The organism is Acinetobacter harbinensis (assembly GCF_000816495.1).
GTDB lineage: Bacteria > Pseudomonadota > Gammaproteobacteria > Pseudomonadales > Moraxellaceae > Acinetobacter > Acinetobacter harbinensis.
Window position 1 is genome coordinate 1,667,568 of record NZ_JXBK01000001.1, and the last position, 17,662, is coordinate 1,685,229.

Annotated in this window: 13 protein-coding genes; 9 read left to right on the plus strand and 4 right to left on the minus strand. The window is 42.6% G+C overall.

The window, feature by feature from the left end; translation table 11 throughout:
- Nucleotides 1–537 precede the first annotated feature (537 nt).
- From katE to SE27_RS07815, 6 genes are all read left to right on the plus strand, one after another.
- Nucleotides 538–2,664, plus strand: coding sequence for a catalase HPII (gene katE, locus SE27_RS07790; RefSeq protein WP_039622330.1), 2,127 nt, complete (start codon nt 538–540; stop codon nt 2,662–2,664).
- A 181-nt stretch (nt 2,665–2,845) separates the two neighbouring features.
- Complete coding sequence (locus SE27_RS07795; protein ID WP_039623879.1) at nt 2,846–3,832, plus strand: acyl-CoA dehydrogenase; 987 nt, start codon at nt 2,846–2,848, stop codon at nt 3,830–3,832.
- Nucleotides 3,820–4,602, plus strand: coding sequence for a PIG-L deacetylase family protein (locus SE27_RS07800; protein WP_039622332.1), 783 nt, complete (start codon nt 3,820–3,822; stop codon nt 4,600–4,602). The genes SE27_RS07795 and SE27_RS07800 overlap by 13 nt, the downstream gene beginning before the upstream one ends.
- A complete protein-coding gene (locus tag SE27_RS07805) occupies nt 4,595–5,239 on the plus strand; it encodes a class I SAM-dependent methyltransferase (protein ID WP_052251715.1) in 645 nt (214 codons plus the stop codon). Before SE27_RS07800 ends, SE27_RS07805 begins: the two co-directional genes overlap by 8 nt.
- Entirely contained in the window at nt 5,236–5,898 is a 663-nt protein-coding gene (locus SE27_RS07810) for a glycosyltransferase (protein WP_039622335.1), read from the plus strand. The genes SE27_RS07805 and SE27_RS07810 overlap by 4 nt, the downstream gene beginning before the upstream one ends.
- 316 nt (nt 5,899–6,214) lie before the next feature.
- Entirely contained in the window at nt 6,215–7,423 is a 1,209-nt protein-coding gene (locus tag SE27_RS07815; RefSeq protein ID WP_039622338.1) for an MFS transporter, read from the plus strand.
- Nucleotides 7,424–7,520: 97 nt separating this feature from the next.
- Here SE27_RS07815 and SE27_RS07820 read toward each other — a convergent pair whose 3' ends face one another.
- The 3 genes from SE27_RS07820 to SE27_RS07830 all read right to left on the minus strand — a co-directional run bounded on the left by SE27_RS07820 (nt 7,521) and on the right by SE27_RS07830 (nt 12,246).
- A complete protein-coding gene (locus tag SE27_RS07820) occupies nt 7,521–8,948 on the minus strand; it encodes an alpha,alpha-trehalose-phosphate synthase (UDP-forming) (RefSeq protein WP_052251716.1) in 1,428 nt (475 codons plus the stop codon).
- On the minus strand, nt 8,941–9,792 hold the full coding sequence (gene otsB, locus SE27_RS07825; protein WP_081406888.1) for a trehalose-phosphatase: 852 nt from the start codon (nt 9,790–9,792) through the stop codon (nt 8,941–8,943). Before otsB ends, SE27_RS07820 begins: the two co-directional genes overlap by 8 nt.
- A 423-nt stretch (nt 9,793–10,215) precedes the next feature.
- Nucleotides 10,216–12,246 (minus strand): choline transporter, encoded by a 2,031-nt coding sequence (locus SE27_RS07830; protein WP_039622340.1) that lies wholly within the window; start codon nt 12,244–12,246, stop codon nt 10,216–10,218.
- 249 nt (nt 12,247–12,495) lie between these two features.
- Here SE27_RS07830 and betI point away from each other — a divergent pair, with 249 nt between their 5' ends.
- The 3 genes from betI to betA are packed head-to-tail and all read left to right on the plus strand — an operon-like array spanning nt 12,496 to nt 16,240.
- Nucleotides 12,496–13,080, plus strand: coding sequence for a transcriptional regulator BetI (gene betI / locus SE27_RS07835; protein WP_039622342.1), 585 nt, complete (start codon nt 12,496–12,498; stop codon nt 13,078–13,080).
- Nucleotides 13,081–13,099: 19 nt separating this feature from the next.
- A complete protein-coding gene (gene betB / locus SE27_RS07840; protein WP_039622344.1) occupies nt 13,100–14,575 on the plus strand; it encodes a betaine-aldehyde dehydrogenase in 1,476 nt (491 codons plus the stop codon).
- A gap of 15 nt (nt 14,576–14,590) precedes the next feature.
- A complete protein-coding gene (gene betA, locus SE27_RS07845) occupies nt 14,591–16,240 on the plus strand; it encodes a choline dehydrogenase (protein WP_039622346.1) in 1,650 nt (549 codons plus the stop codon).
- A 227-nt stretch (nt 16,241–16,467) separates the two neighbouring features.
- On the opposite strand, the gene SE27_RS07850 is transcribed toward betA, so the two are convergent.
- Nucleotides 16,468–17,535, minus strand: coding sequence for an asparaginase (locus SE27_RS07850; protein WP_039622347.1), 1,068 nt, complete (start codon nt 17,533–17,535; stop codon nt 16,468–16,470).
- Nucleotides 17,536–17,662 lie beyond the last annotated feature (127 nt).

Here is a 17,662-nt window from a genome sequence, read left to right on the forward strand (position 1 = left end):
GCATGAAGATTTAATCAGCTCATATGCAAGTATAAATACAAATAAGTTAAAAAATCTTTTTATTTTTAAATATTTGCATGTTAAGAATTGGATTAATTAAACATAATTTAAACGAATTATAACAATTGCCACATTTTAATCAGACATATTAGTAAATTATGTTTAGCACATCATGATGCCTGTACAGAGTAAAAATGCCAGCAGTCGTAAAGGTTTTTTACTCAGTTGAATTAAAAACCGTCGAAAATTCAAAGATAAAACAGCTGATATAGGAAACTAAAAAATGGATTTTACTGTAAATAATAAAGGGTTCTGTTCTATACCCATGGTTCAAAAACTAAGTGCAGAGGCAGCTTCTACAGCATTTAAAGCCTCAGTCCATGTTGACTCACAGGTATGAAGTTAGATTCAAAAACACATCTATCAAGAACTGACTGGGCATGATGTTATGGCGTTCAAAGAGAAATATTTTTTAAATCATAAAAATCCACTCCCAATAACTGAATGATTTTAATCCATTAAAGAGGTAGGTAAAACATGCACGATAAAAGCAATAAAAGCGAAGTTGCCGGAACTGACGCTTTAGACAAACAGAATGAAAGTGTTAAAAGCAAACAATTAGATGACCATCGAAGTGATGCTACAGGGCAGGCACTGACCACCAATCAAGGGGTTAAAATTGCCGATAATCAAAATAGTTTAAAAGCGGGAGTACGCGGCTCCACCTTACTTGAAGATTTTATTTTAAGAGAAAAAATTACCCATTTTGACCATGAGCGTATTCCAGAGCGTATTGTGCATGCGCGTGGTGTTGGGGCACATGGTTACTTTCAGGCTTATGCAGGCAATGAAAAATTTACCAAAGCCGGTTTTTTGACTAATCCTGATATTCAAACGCCAATATTTGTGCGTATCTCGACAGTACAGGGCCCCCGAGGTTCAGCCGATACCGTACGCGATATTCGCGGTTTTGCGATCAAGTTTTACACTCAAGAGGGCAATTACGATTTGGTCGGTAATAACGCGCCGGTCTTCTTTATTCAAGATGGGATTAAATTTCCCGATTTTGTGCATGCGGTTAAGCCCGAGCCGCACAATGAGATGCCGACCGGAGCCAGCGCACACGATACCTTTTGGGATTTCGTCTCATTGGTCCCAGAAACCGCACATGCCGTGATGTGGGCCATGTCAGATCGAGCTATTCCACGCAACTTACGTTCAATACAAGGCTTTGGCGTACATACCTTCCGTTTAATTAATGCTGAAGGTAAAGGCATTTTTGTGAAATTTCACTGGACGCCAAAACAAGGCTTAACGCAACTGGTGTGGGATGAGGCACAAAAACTGGGAGGTAAAGACCCCGATTTTCATCGCCGTGACTTATACGAAGCCATTGAAAAGGGCTTTTATCCTGAATGGGAACTCGGGATTCAGATTGTAGAAGAAGCAGATGAAATGAAATTCGACTTCGACTTGCTTGATCCGACCAAAATTATTCCTGAGGAATTGGTGCCGGTCACGCCGATTGGTAAATTTGTGCTCAATCGCAATGTGGATAATTACTTTAGTGAAATTGAACAAGTCGCGTTTTGTCCGGCGCATATTGTGCCGGGGATTGACTTTAGTAATGATCCACTGCTGCAAGCGCGTTTATTTTCCTATACCGACACGCAACTCAGCCGCTTAGGTGGTCCGAATTTCCATCAACTTCCGATCAATAAACCAGTATGTCCATTTCATAATAATCAACGCGATGGCATGCACCAAATGTCAATTCCTCGGGGTCAAGCGTCGTATCAACCCAACTCAATTGATCAGAACTGGCCAACAGAAACCGCACCGGCAGCTCACGACGGCGGCTTTGAAAGCTATCAGGAACGTATTGATGGTAAAAAAATTCGTGCGCGCAGTGATTCCTTTTCCGATCATTTTTCACAAGCACGTTTGTATTATCAAAGCTTAGCGCCGCATGAGCAAAAGCACGTGGTCGATGCCTATACTTTTGAATTAAGCAAAGTGCAGCGTCTGCATATTCGCGAACGTGAAGTGCAAGAGATCCTGAGCCATATTGATTTAGACCTTGCGCAACAAGTGGGTAAAAATTTAGGCATTGAGGTCACTGCCAGTAAGCAAGCGATGCGCACTTCATCCGTGACAAAATCGGCAAAACTGAGTTTTGAGGCTTTTGTACCTAGCGATATTAAAGCCAGAAAAATTGCAGTATTGGTGCATGATAAAGTCAATCAAGCCAGCATTGATGCCATCCAAAAATGGGCCAAAGCAGAGCATGCCGTGGCGCATATTTTAACGCCTACACCTGCACCGGTGATCAATCATCAGCACGGCAAAGTAGCGTCTAACGGTATGCAAAAGGCGGAGCCTTCTATTGCCTATGATGCGGTGATTGTGGTCGATGGTGACAACGATGCCGAGGTCAAACAAGATGGCGTCACCAAACATTATATTTTAGAGGCGTATAAACACTTAAAACCGATCGTGTTTTTAGGCACTAAAAAGAACCTGTTAGAGGCGCTACAGCTGGTACAGGATGACGGCACATTAATTAGTGATCATTTTGAACAGCTACAAGATCAGTTTAAAGATTTGATTCGCCATCATCGTATCTGGGCCAGAGAAAAAGCAGCAGAAGCCATTCCAGCTTAATCTAACTGAAATGTTAAGTTGAAAGTTTTTGATTTAGCTGCATAAAAGCTCATCACACGGCGGACTTTTATGCAGCGCTGGAATCATTGCAAGGGTATATTTATGTGTATTCGCAACTTAAATGAATAAAACGCAGCAAAACTTAATTAAAAAATCACATCATCATAATGAGAGATTTATCATGGATGTAGATAAAATTCTAATTGATTTTGAGCAGTCAGAAAGTGATATTTCTCTAAATTTACAGCAGACCATTCAACAACTACGTATGCTCAGTCCAGCTGTACCTCATCCTGCACAAGGCGCAACACTGAAACGCTGGCAAATTTTGGCCCGTGTAGCTGCAACTGATTTAACTTTGGCTAAATGGTTTGAGTCACACTTAGATGCATTAAGTATTTTACAAGAATTAAAGGCTAGTGCCGCAGAGGATGGACTTTGGGCGGTCTGGGCCGCAGAAGGCAGTGCTATTCCGCTACAGTTGCAACAGGGACGTTGCAGTGGACAAAAAAACTGGTGTTCCGCTGCAGCACTGGTCGATTATGCACTGCTGACCTATCGCGATACGCAGCAGCAAGCACAACTACTCATGGTGGATATGCATCAGCCGAGTATTAGCATCAACCATGATGCTTGGCAGGCTGTGGGGATGCAATCTACCGCGACAGCATCGGTATATTTTGATGAAACTTCTGTGCAAGTTGTAGGTACGCCCAATGCCTATTTAGAGCGAGCCGGATTTTGGCATGGCGCGGCTGGAGTGGCCGCCTGTTGGTACGGCGCAGCGACACGTTTGGCGCATTTTTTATATCAAGCCTGCCAAGCTAAACCGGATACCTATCGGCTGATGTATTTGGGTGAGGTCAGTACCGCGCTAAAAACCACACAACAATATTTTCATCATGTTGCCGCGCAAATAGACCGCGACCCTTTACAGTCTCATGAATTGATTGTGCGTATATTGCGTGCCCAAGTGGAGCAGACTGCACAGTTGGTCTTACAGCAGGTGGGTAAAGCATTGGGCGCACGGCCATTTTGTGAACATAAAATTTTTGCAGCGCTAGCGGCCGATTTACCGGTGTTTTTAAGGCAAAGTCATGCTGCTATTGATCTCGAACAAATTGGCAAAATTACCACATTGCAAGGGGATGATGTATGCAGGTTGTAACCGAGCACTGGGTAGGAGATCGTTTGATTGATGGTGCAGGAACCGCGCATCAGGATTGGCTCAATTGGTCTGGGCTACATCAACTGAAACCCTTAGACCTCAGCATGCGATTTCCGGTAGGTAAGCGTATCGTGGTCATTGCACCGCATCCAGATGATGAGATTTTAGGTTGCGCTGGATTATTACAACAGCTGGCGGACTTGCAGCGAGAAATTATATTGGTGGCGGTGAGTAACGGTACGCAAAGTCATCCAGATTCACTAATGTATACCCCCGAACAGCTCAATACCATACGACCTGCCGAAACACAGCAGGCCTTAGAGACTTTGGGCATATCGCATCGGGTGAAACGGATTGCGCTTAATTTTATGGACGGTGAAATCAGCCGGCAAAAACATCAGCTTCAGCAAGCATTGACCACACTGCTGAGTCCGGATGATATTTTAGTCTGTACCTTTGATCAAGATGGCCATCCTGATCATGAAGCCACGGGACAAGTGGTGCAGCAATTGGCCAATGACACACATTTAATCTGTTATCAGGTACTGATTTGGGCTTGGCATTGGGCAAGTCCAAACGATCAGCGTATTCCATGGCATAAAACGCTTAAACTTCCCCTGAGCGCGCAGCAATTGCACAATAAACATAAAGCCATTGGCTGTTTTAAAAGCCAGTTAGAAGTCGATCATAGTACGGCGCAGCCGCCGGTACTTTCCAAACAGACGATTCAGCGCATGCTTATGCCCTATGAGGTCTATCTTTGTGGATAAATTAGTCGATCAACAGGATCAACCAAGTGTCAGTCAGCGCAGTGATTCAGCAGATTATTTTGATGCGCTCTATCACAACAGTCATGATCCTTGGGAGTATGAACAGCGTTGGTATGAGCAGCGCAAACGTCAAATTTGTATGGCCTTACTGTTAAAACCGATGTATGAAAATGTACTGGAAATTGGCTGCTCGAATGGGGTTTTTAGTGCGTATTTAGCCCAAAGAGCGCAGCGTTTGATCTGTCTAGATGCCAATCTAAAGGCTGTACAATTGGCACAAGCACGGCTTCAACATAGCGCGCATGTCACCGTCATGCAACAGTGTATTCCTGAGCAATTCCCAACCGGAACATTTGATCTGATTGTGATCAGTGAAATAATGTATTACTTAGCACCCGAACAGCTGTTTAAGCTAATTGAAAAAGTACACACAGCTTTAGCGCCCAATGGCATTGTGCTGTGTTGTCACTGGCGCTATACCATTGAAGGATTTAGTTTAAATGGGGAAAACGTGCATCGCTTATTAAAGCAGCAATTTGCACTGCACCATTATTTACACTTGAATGATGCAGATTTTGTGTTGGATATCTGGAGCAAAGACAGCGCCAGTTTAGCCATGCAAGAGGGATTAATATGATTGCCGTTGTCATTCCTGCTCATAATGAAGCGCATGATTTGCGTGCATGTTTAGAGGCAATACAGCAGTCTATTCAGCTTTTACACCGCAGTCATGACAGGGAAGTACGTGTGCTGGTGGTACTGGACAATTGTAGTGATGATTCTTTAAAAATCGTTAAAGATGCTGGTGCAGAGTATATAGAGTGCAATTTTAGCTGCGTGGGTAAAACGCGTGATTTAGGCGTACGTCACATGATTGATTTGGGCGCGACGTGGATTAGCTGTACCGATGCCGATTCTAGTGTGGAGCCACAGTGGCTATTACAACAGTTAAAGCATCAACCGACAGATGCTATTTGTGGCGTGGTACAAATCGACAATTGGCATCAGCTTTCTGCCCAGACACAGCAACAGTATCTCAATCATTACCAGGATAGTATGGATCACAGGCATATTCATGGTGCGAATTTAAGTTTTAGTGCAACTGCCTATCTACAAGCGGGCGGCTTTAAAGCGTTATCTTGTCATGAAGATGTTAATTTGGTTGAGCAGATGCAAGCGCTGAATTTAAAGATTGTCTGGAGCAATTTGGTTCGTGTCACCACCAGCAGCCGCTTAGATGCGCGTGCACCTGAAGGTTTTGCACATTTTTTACAGCAACTCGAAACACCGCCATAAACGTCTAAAGTAATTTTAAAATCAATAATCACCCTACAATCATTTGGCTATTTAGGCTTAAAAAATGAATTATGTTTTATTTTAAGGGCTTAGTTATATCGTCGAATCCGTCATATTTATAGCGCTGCTTCCCAGTTACAAAACAGTTTTAGAATCGTTACAGAGGTTCCAGACGATACGCTTTTTTTGTGTATAATTCCGCCAAATTATGCCCCTGTATCTTTATAGAATCGCTATAAGTCGGCAGGGGTTTTTCTATGGAAAATCTTTTGGAACGGAATATCTGAGACTTGTTTACCGCGGCGGCACCCCCCTTATGTTTTCTCCCAAAACCACAGCTTTGGTTCAAACCACCTCACATGCTGCACAGCGTTTATCGACGCTGCTTTGTTTTTTTAGTTTAGGTTTAAGTACTGCCGCTTGGGCACCACTGATTCCTTTTGCTCAGCAACGACTGCAACTTAATCACGCTAACTTTGGCACTTTATTATTGTGTATCGGTTTAGGCTCGATGATTGCGATGCCGACCACCGGCTTATTGATTAAAAAGCTGGGCTGTCGTCCGATTATTGCTGTCGCACTTTTACTGTTAATCATGGTGTTACCTATTTTTGCTGCAAGCAGTAGTGTACTGATCATGTGCATTGCCTTATTCTTTTTTGGCACCGCCGCCGGTAGTCTGGGCGTCGCGATTAACTTACAAGCGGTGATGGTCGAAAAAAATAGCCTTAAAAGTATGATGTCGCAGTTTCATGGTATGTGTAGCTTAGGCGGCTTGGCAGGGGTCATGACGGTAACGGCTTTGTTGGCCATTGGGGTAACGCCGTTAATCAGTGCGCTAACCATTTGCTTCTTACTCGTGCTGATTGGCTTTGTTGCGGTTCCAAACAGTTTAGCTAAAATTGAAGATGATGATATCCATTCAAGTAGCACCGAGCCTGCCATTGAAACAAAAGTGAAGGCGAAAAAATTACCCAGCCCGCTGATTATATTGATTGGCTTGGTCTGTTTTATTGCCTTCTTCTCAGAAGGTACGGCCATGGATTGGAGTGGTATTTATTTAATCCATGACTACGGCGTAAAACCAGCGATTGCAGGGCTGGCTTATACCTTTTTTGCCATTGCCATGACACTGGGGCGTTTTTCCGGTCATTTCTTACAGAAAAAACTTGGTGAGAAAAATATTGTTATTTACAGTGCCATCTGTGCTGCTTTGGGGATGTTTAGCATCGTTGCTGCACCCGTTTGGATGATGGTGTTGGCCGGTTATGCTTTATTGGGCTTTGGCTGCTCTAATATTGTACCCATCATGTTTTCCCGAGTCGGTCGTCAAAATGTGATGCCCAAAGCAGCGGCTTTATCCTGTGTATCGACCATCGCTTACGGCGGCTGTTTGTTTGCACCGGCTTTGGTCGGCATCATCAGTGACATGATGGGCTTAACATTTATCTTTGCAATTATTGCCAGTTTATTGCTGTTAATCGCTGTGTTAAATCATTTTACCCAAGTCAAAATGGCACATTGAGTTTTCTAAGTGATCATTTTTGTTTGATCATTAAAAAACCGACAGCCTGTATAGGTGTCGGTTTTTTTAAATAGATGATCTGCATACTTTCTCTTACTCAATAACGTGCCACGCGGGGATAATGTTTTGACGCAGGCAAACTAAAGACGTTCATGTCTTTACAATTGCTTAAGTCTTTTAAAATAGCATTACGCCAGTCATTAATATCAAAACTTTTTAAGCCTTTCATTAAATGCTGATAACGCGCCAAACGTTCTGCCTTAGACATCCCGAGTGCCTTTTTCAGTGTTTTAAGCATACTGCTTTGATCATGAGGATCGACCATTAAGGCTTCCGACATTTGCGCTGCTGCACCAGTATATTTAGATAAAATTAACACGCCGGGGTCGGTTGGATCTTGTGCAGCAATAAACTCTTTGGCCACCAGATTCATACCGTCACGTAATGAATTGACCCAGCAAATATCAGACTGGCGATAAATATTCATTAAATTATCGTGTGATACCGTTTCATGAATACAGTGAATGGGCAACCAATCATCTTGTGAAAAGGCATGATTAATCTCTTGAACTTTCGCTTTTAAAGCTTCAAACAAGTTTTGATAAGCCGCAATATCCATACGACACGGACAGGCAATTTGTAAATCGGTAAGATGCTGTTGATATTCCGGATTACGCTTTAAAAAAGCGGCCAAGGCATTAAAACGCTCGATTAAACCTTTTGAGTAGTCAATCCGATCAACACTAATAATGGTTTTTTGCTGGCGCATTTTTGCAAAATCAAAATAATGATTGGATTTTTCTTGCTCTGCCGCGTGTTGTATCAGCTGAGGATTGATTCCAATTGGATAGCACTGAACCATCACCTGATGATTTTTGTATTGCAGCATATTATTTTGGCTCATCGCCGAACCTAAATAATGAGCAGCGACCTGCAAACATTGTTGTTGATCATGCTCGGTTTGTAGACCAATCACATCATACTGACTCAAATCTTGAATGAGTAAACGCGCTTGTGGAATTAACCTCCACAGCTTTAAACTGGCAAAAGGAATATGCAGGAAAAATCCAATCCTATTTTGCATACCCAGTTCACGGCAATAATGTGCCACGCTTAGAAAATGATAATCATGAATCCAAATAATATCGTCCGCCTGCGCCGTTTGCTGGAGTTTTTGAGCAAATAGACGATTCACTTGTTGGTAAACTTCATATTCTTCTGAATTGTATTGAATTAAATCAGCCCGATCGTGCATGGCCGGCCACAGGGTATTATTGGCAAAGCCAGAATAGTATTTTTGGTATTGTTCTTGGGTCAGGGGGCAAGTGATATATTGCACACCATTATGTTTGCTTTCATTAAAATGAACAGCCGTCGAATTTTTAACTTGTTCGCCATTCCAACCTAGCCAAACACCACCAATATCGCTTAAAGCATCTTGTAGCGCCACGGCTAAGCCACCGGCAGTGGCTTGATCTGGGTGCGGCAAACTGACACGATTGGATAATACAATTAATTTAGACATTCTTTTTCTCCATAAGGTGCTTGGGCTGCGCTTTGCAAGATGTCGTTAAACGCTGTGCTAGAAGCTGTAAAAATTCAGCAACTTGCCTCACATCTTGCAATCGATAGCGTGCCGCAGTGGCTTCGGTGCCCACTTTTATACTGATGCCGTGATAGCGATTTATTGTTATGAAACCTGATTCATCCGTTTGATCATCACCGATAAAAATCGGTAAAACGTGTGCTAATTTCAAATGCTGCAAAAAAGTTTGGATCGCTTGTCCTTTGTCCGCGCCTTGGGGCAATAACTCATACACATATTTGCCGACATTGATTTTAAGTGTTGGATGTAAGCTTTGAACCTGCTGACTGATGTGCTTGGCCATACTGGCCAATTGCGGACATTGGCGATAATGAAGAGCCACGGCATGGGTTTTATTTTCAATGCGTAATTCTGGATAGGGCAAACAAGCGGCATATAAATCCTGCTGCACTACAGAAAAATCTATATGGTTTGGCGCTATACGGATTTCTTGTTGAGGATTGAGCCGTATTTCTAAGCCATGGATGCCGGCAATGGGCAGATTCAAAGGGCGAAGTAAAGCAGATGCAACGGCAACAGAGCGACCTGTAATAGCAATCACAGGTATATTGATATCCAGAATTTTCTGTAGCGTGTTTAGGGTGTCGGATGGAATAAAGCTTTGTGCAGGATCGCGATTAAATTCAGACAAGGTGCCATCAATATCAAGGAATAAACAGAGTGATTGCTGTATGCTTTTGTTTTTTAAAATATATTGCAATAATTCACTAGGGCTATAGTCACAATGAGCTAGAGTATAAGCATAGGCGTTATTACCATACATTTTATAATTCTCACCAACGGCGTTGGTTTAATTATTACCACTCAATCTTCCACTTATGGCAAAAAATTATATTAACCCTACATAAATTAAATAAAAATTACATACTAAATTGCTGGTAAAAAGAAAGGTGTATTTATATTTTTCATATTTAAATCAATTCCTTGTGGATTTTATTTTTTAGGATAAATCTATTCACCTCAAATAGGCACGGTAGCAAAAATGTATACGATTGTAAGAAAAAAATACGTCACCCGCTGAATGCTTTAAACATAAATCATTGTCTAACAAAGAAGAAATACGCTGCTTAGCTGAAGAGAGGCATATTCAGCTGATGTTGTCTCGATTTGAACAACTTATAGGACGAGCTCCGTAATGATTGCTCATTACGGAGCGATTGATGCTGATTAAATCAAATGAATCATTTCACTGGTCTGGGAACAACAGACGTTTACCTGGACTAATCCGATTAATATGTAAGAACATCATATGGCGTTCGTATTTATCCAAAATATCATTGATCACTTGCTCTTTGCTATAACCGACCAAATCATTACCTTGCGAGCCTTCAAATAAATAACTCTCTAAGCGATAGTAATATTTTTTAGCGCGCTTACCGCGTGAGCTAAAATTGGGCGTGTCATAGCGGATTGGCCAAATTTGATAAACAAAGTTCTCTTCTTCACCAAATTGAATCGACAGGTCTAAATGATATAAATCAGGCTCATCCTCTAAGGCTTTTTCAACCACATCAACGTTTACCCCTTTGCTGATCAATTCCGTTGCCACAGCCTGTATGGCAGGCTTACACACATCTTCAAGCATTTGTTGGGTTTGGGCAAAACTGGGATGTAACATCACCCGATTAAGACGTTTTTTCCAATTGAGAATATCGACATTTCCCACCACAGGGGCGGCATTGGTATGGCTACTGGCTTGACGGAAATCTTCTAAACGTAACGATTTATACAGGCCGGCCATAATAAAGAAAATTACAAAGCTAAATGGTAGCCCCATAATGATGGTGGCATTTTGCAGTGCGGTCACGCCGTTGGTCATCAGCATGGCAAGGGTTAGTAAACCAATGGCAATGGCCCAGAATACGCTCAGCCAACGTGGTGAATCGTGTTCGATATTGCCAAATTTTGTGGTGAAATTGCCTAACACCAATGCCCCTGAATCTGCCGAAGTCACGTAAAACAGTAGACCGGTAATACTGGCCACACCCGCGACAAAAGGAAAACCGGGGTATTGTGCCAATAAATCATAAAAACCGTGTGCTGGATTTTCTAAAACAGTGGCCGCAAGCTGGGTATTGCCTTCAAAAATAACGCTATGTAAGGCGCTATTGCCAAAAATAGACAACCATGTGATGGTAAATAAGAGTGGAATAATTAAAGTACCAGCAACAAATTCACGAATAGTCCGACCACGTGAGATTCGCGCCAAAAATAGCCCGACAAAAGGGGACCATGCAATCCACCATGCCCAAAAGAATAGAGTCCAACTGTTCATCCATGCTTTGGGCTGCTCAAATGGAAAACTGGTTAAGGACAGTTTGGGGAATTGACTAATATAATCGCCAAAGTTTTGAATTAATGCCGACAAAAGAAATTCTGTATTGCCCATCAATAAAATAAACAGCAACAAGCCAATCGAGACGTAAATATTTACTTCAGACAGAATTCTGAGGCCTTTATTGACTCCAGAAGTGACTGAAATAATGGTCATCACCACGGCAACAGTAATTAAAGCGGTTTGTACAATCAGGTTTTCTGGTAAATCAAACAGCACATGTAGGCCGTAGTTTAATTGCACGACCCCAATACCACAGGTGGTGGCAATACCAAAAATTGTGCCTAAGACCGCGGCAGTATCTACCGTGTGGCCAATTGGGCCATTAATTTTCTTACCAAAAATAGGATAGAGCGCGGAACGAATGGTTAAGGGTAAGTTATAACGATAACTAAAGTAACCCAAAGCCACACCGACCAATGCATACATGGCCCAACCGGTAAGACCATAGTGAAATAGTGTCCACACCATCGCTTGACGTGCAGCTTCAAAGGTTTGACCTTCACCGACAGGGGGATTCATATAGTGCGACAAAGGTTCTGCAACCGAGAAGAACATCAGGTCGATACCAATCCCAGCAGAGAACAGCATGGCAGACCAACTGAGCAAACTAAATTCAGGTTTAGAATGTTTCGGTCCCAATTTAATGGTGCCGTAGCGTGAACAGGCGATAAACAGCACAAACACCAAATATAGCGTGGCTGCCAATAGGTAATACCAACTAAAGGTGCGGCTGACCCAATTCAGAATATTGGTAATGACCAAATTCGCTTGTTCATTGAATAAAATGGTGACTAAGGAAAAAAGTAGGATTAGGGTTGCCGAGAAATAAAAGACAACTTTGTTCAGACTGTCTGGAGTCTGTTCAGTGTTCTTTTGCATAAATCTGTGACCATCGTTTTATTGTATTCAGATCTACAGCGCAGGGTGTTTTGGTAAAGCATGAACGGTTTTAAGCGTATTACAAACAATTGCAAATGAAAAACAAACTGCGCTGTACATCGGGAAGTTAACAGGACTATAATTTATTTTAATTGAACGTTCAATTAAAATAACGTTTTTAAATGTTACTCACCACATGACTATTCATCTGGTTCTTAAACCTATTTAAAGGTAATTCAGGTCGATCTTATGCCTAAAGTTGGTATGCAACCGATTCGTCGTCAGCAACTTATCCACGCCACATTATCTGCGGTAAATGAACTGGGATTTGCTGATGCATCCATCAGTCAAATTGCCAAACGGGCAGGCGTGTCTACCGGCATTATTAGTCATTACTTTGACGGTAAACATGGTCTGATTGAAGCCACCATGCGCTATCTGTTACAGCAATTGGGTGAATCCATTGCCGCTGCCTTGCAATCTGCCGGTGAGCTGCCAGAACAACGCTTAATTGCCATTGTGCGTGCCAACTTTTCCGCTTCGCAAACTGACAAAGCCGCCATGAAAACATGGTTGGCATTTTGGGCCAGCAGTTTGCATCAACCTGACTTACATCGTTTGCAACAGGTCAATCATCATCGTTTACATTCAAATATTAAATATGAATTTGAAAAGCATTTAGATCGTCAACAGGCAGAGTATGCCGCGCAAGGTCTAGCTGCATTGATTGATGGTTTTTGGTTGCGTGGTTCACTGATGACCACAGACTTAGATGCTGCTGTGCCGATTCAAATTTGTAGTGCTTATATTCAACAGCAACTCAAAATGCCATAAAAATTCGAGGAGAAAGACATTGAACCCATTTAATACACAGCGTCCTTATATTCACGGACAGTTTGTAGATGTAGCATCCTCGCAAACATTTCAAAGTATTAATCCTGCCAATGGTGAAGTATTGGCTGACATACAATGCTGTGGTCAAGCGGAAGTCGATCAAGCCGTTGAATCTGCTAAACGTGGACAAAAAAATTGGGCGGATCTGACAGCCATACAGCGCTCACGTATTTTAAATAAAGCCGTGGACATTTTACGTACGCGTAATGATGAACTGGCGATGATTGAAAGTCTAGACAGCGGTAAAGCCTTTAGTGAAACCTCAACGGTGGATATTGTCACCGGTGCAGATGTACTGGAATATTACGCAGGTATTTTACCGGCGCTGGAAGGACAGCAAATTCCACTTAGAAGCAGCTCTTTTGTCTATACGCGCCGTGAGCCTTTGGGCGTAGTGGCTGGGATTGGCGCATGGAACTATCCCATTCAAATTGCACTGTGGAAATCGGCACCGGCACTGGCTGCAGGCAATGCTATGGTGTTTAAAGCCAGTGAAATAACCCCTTTAACGGCCTTTAAATTGGCTGAGATCTATACAGAAGCCGGTCTGCCCGATGGTGTATTTAACGTGGTGACAGGGGGCGCAGAAGTAGGATGCTATTTAACCTCACATCCCGATATTGCCAAAGTATCTTTTACCGGCGGCGTAAGTACCGGTAAAAAAGTCATGGCGCAAGCAGCAGACTCGAATCTGAAAGACGTTACGCTCGAATTAGGCGGTAAATCTCCCCTGATTATTTGTGCCAATGCCAATTTAGACTTGGCGGCAGATATTGCCATGATGGCAAATTTTTACAGTTCGGGCCAAGTATGTACCAATGGCACGCGCGTGTTTATTCCATCTGCGTTAAAACAAGCTTTTGAACAGAAAATTTTACAGCGAATTCCTTATATTTATATGGGACAGCCGTTAGATCCGAAAACCAATTTTGGTCCGCTGTCTAGTTTTGCCCATATGGAAAAGGTCTTGGCGTTTATTGAGCAAGGCAAACAACAAGGGGCAACGCTGTTAACCGGTGGCCATCGCGCATTAAGCGCTGAATTTGCTCAAGGCGCTTTTGTACAACCCACCGTCTTTACCGACTGTACCGATATGATGACTATTGTACAGGAAGAAATTTTTGGACCAGTAATGAGCATTTTAAGCTATGACACTGAAGAAGAAGTGATTCGCCGTGCCAATGCTACAGGCTATGGTTTGGCCGCAGGTGTGGTCACACCAGACTTAACCCGCGCGCATCAACTCATTCATCAAATTGAAGCCGGTATTTGTTGGATCAATACGTGGGGCGAATCTTCTGCTGAAATGCCAGTGGGTGGCTATAAACAATCTGGTGTCGGGCGTGAAAATGGGCTAGCCACCTTACAAAGCTATACTCAGATTAAATCTGTGCAAGTGGAATTAAGCCCATTTCAATCTGTGTTTTCAGCTTAAGGAGTGCAGCCGTATATGAATTATGATTATATTATTATTGGTGCAGGCTCGGCCGGCAATGTTTTAGCAGCACGATTAACCGAGGATGCCAACAACACCGTATTATTGCTTGAAGCTGGTGGGCCAGATTATCGCTTGGATTTTCGCACTCAAATGCCCGCAGCTTTGGCATTTCCATTACAAGGTCGTCGTTATAATTGGGCTTATGTGACCGATCCTGAACCACATATGAACAATCGCCGTATGGAATGTGGGCGCGGCAAAGGTTTGGGCGGTTCTTCTTTAATCAATGGTATGTGTTATATCCGTGGCAATGCTATGGATTTAGAACGCTGGGCCAGTCTAAAAGGACTGGAACATTGGAGTTATGCCGCATGCTTACCTTATTATAAAAAGGCTGAAACGCGTGATATCGGGGGTAATGATTACCATGGTGATACCGGCCCCGTCAGCGTTGCTACGCCAAAAGCCGGCAATAATGAACTCTTTCATGCAATGGTTGAAGCGGGTGTACAGGCCGGTTATCCACGTACTGACGATTTAAACGGTTATCAACAAGAGGGTTTTGGTCCCATGGATCGAACCGTTACGCCACAGGGTCGCCGTTCAAGTACTGCACGTGGTTATTTGGATTTGGCCAAACAGCGTCCAAATTTAACCATCATCACGCATGCCATGACCCATAAGATTTTATTTAGCCTTAAACAGGCAGTGGGCGTTGAATATTTTCAGGGCCAAAATACAGCTCAGCCGCTACAGGTCTTTGCAGACAAAGAAGTATTGCTGTGTGGTGGTGCCATTGCTTCACCGCAAATTTTGCAGCGTTCTGGTGTAGGTAATCCGGAGCATTTAAAAAGCTTAGATATTCCGGTGGTGCATGATTTATCCGGTGTAGGCGAGAACTTACAAGACCATTTGGAAATGTATTTACAATTTAAATGCAAGAAACCCGTTAGTCTCTATCCAGCTTTAAAATGGCAAAATCAAGCTAAGATTGGTGCTGAATGGCTGTTTCTAGGTAAAGGTGTCGGTGCCAGTAATCAGTTTGAGGCCGGTGGATTTATCCGTTCATCTTCAGACTTTGATTGGCCCAATATCCAATATCACTTCTTACCGGTGGCCATTAACTACAACGGCAGTAATGCCATTCACGAACATGGTTTTCAAGCGCACGTCGGTTCGATGCGTTCGCCGTCACGTGGACGTGTAAAACTAACCTCAAAAGATCCATTTCAGCATCCAAGTATTTTGTTTAACTATATGAGCCACGAACAAGATTGGCAGGAGTTTCGTGATGCGATTCGAATCACACGTAAAATTATGCATCAACCGGCTTTAGATGCGTATCGTGGCGAGGAAATTAGTCCGGGCAAGCACATTCAAAGCGATGCTGAACTAGATGAGTTTGTGCGTAATCATGCCGAGACAGCCTTTCATCCGTCATGTAGCTGTAAAATGGGTGAGGATGATTTAGCAGTGGTCGATGGATATGGCAGAGTACATGGCTTGCAAAACTTACGTGTGATTGATGCTTCCATTATGCCGTTTATTGTCACGGGTAATTTAAATGCCACCACCATTATGATGGCAGAAAAGCTAGCAGATCATATTCGTGGTAAGCCTGCCTTAGCACAATCAACTGTAGGCTTTTATAAAGCAGTTTGACTTGATTAAGTTTGAGCATTAAGCCCGATAAAGCGATTTCCTTTTGCAGGTCTTTTTATATCTTTTAGATTAATTTCTTCAGGTGGCTCAAAGAATTATAGCCTTACATAGCAAGCTTAAAATAAAGTGGAGTTTAGGATAAATAGCAGGGCAGTCAGTAGGGTAAATCTGCTTTTAAACTGTATAAAAAAAGCGTCTAAGGACGCTTTTTTTATATGAACTATAAATTAATATTCCCAAAAAATACGCTGCATTTCTTTGGCATCTTTGGCATCTTTGGTTTTGGTCAGCGCCAGTGCGGCCAGTAATTTGGCTTTTTGTGGATTTAAATCATGCGCAACCACCCAATTGTATTTATCATCCGGTTGTTCTGCATTTCTCAGCACAAAACCTTGTGGTACACGAGACGAACGGATAATTTGCACGCCTTGTTTTTGTAACTCAGTGAGCGTGGGTACAATATTCTTTGCCACCGAACCATTTCCCGTTCCGGCATGGATAATGGCTTTTGCTCCTGCTTTTGCATAAGCCGTATAAGCCGTATAAGCATCAGGTAACATATTGCCTGAACCATAGACAATTTGAACCAAAGGCAAAGTATCGCCCTTAATATTTTCAATGTTAAATTCAGAAGCATTGTTAAAGCGCTTGGCAACATTCCTAAACAAATAAGGCTTGCCTTCAACCAATGAACCCCATTGACTGCTGAATGCATTGGTATGAATATTGATGGTTTTGGTGACATCACGAGCTGCAAAAATATCATCATTCATCAGCACAAAAACTCCTTTTCCTTTTGCATCATCTGCTGCGGCTAAAGCCACTGCACTATACAAATTTAAAGGGCCATCAGCGGATAATGCTGAAGGTGGACGCATTGAGCCAACTACCACAATCGGTTTATCGGTATGCACAGTTAAGCTTAGAAAATAAGCTGTTTCTTCTAAGGTATCAGTCCCATGGGTAATCACCACACCATTAACTTCTGGCTTTTTCACCAACTCATTCACTTTTCGCGCAATGGCTAAAAGCTCTTTATCGGTAATGCTTTCCGATGCAACTTGTAGTGCTTGTACACCCGTTACATTGGCTAAGTTTTGAATTTGAGGAACTGCGTTAAGTAGGTCATCAACCGGTACTTTGGCAGCAGTATAGGTTGCACTGTTGGTCGAGCTTGCACCAGCACCGGCAATTGTACCGCCCGTTGCTACCACGACCACATTGTTCTTTGCGAAAGTTGAAAAGGGTAGGATTAAACCAAGACTTAAGGTCAGCGCCGTCAGTGTTTTTTTCATTATCTTTCCTTATAGAAGTTTCGTACATTCCGAGTATTTTTGTACTGCTTTAACTTAACCTGAGTTCGACGAAATATTTTAGCTTTTTAGCAAGTTTTGGAAAGTTGGCTTATTTGGATTTAAGCAA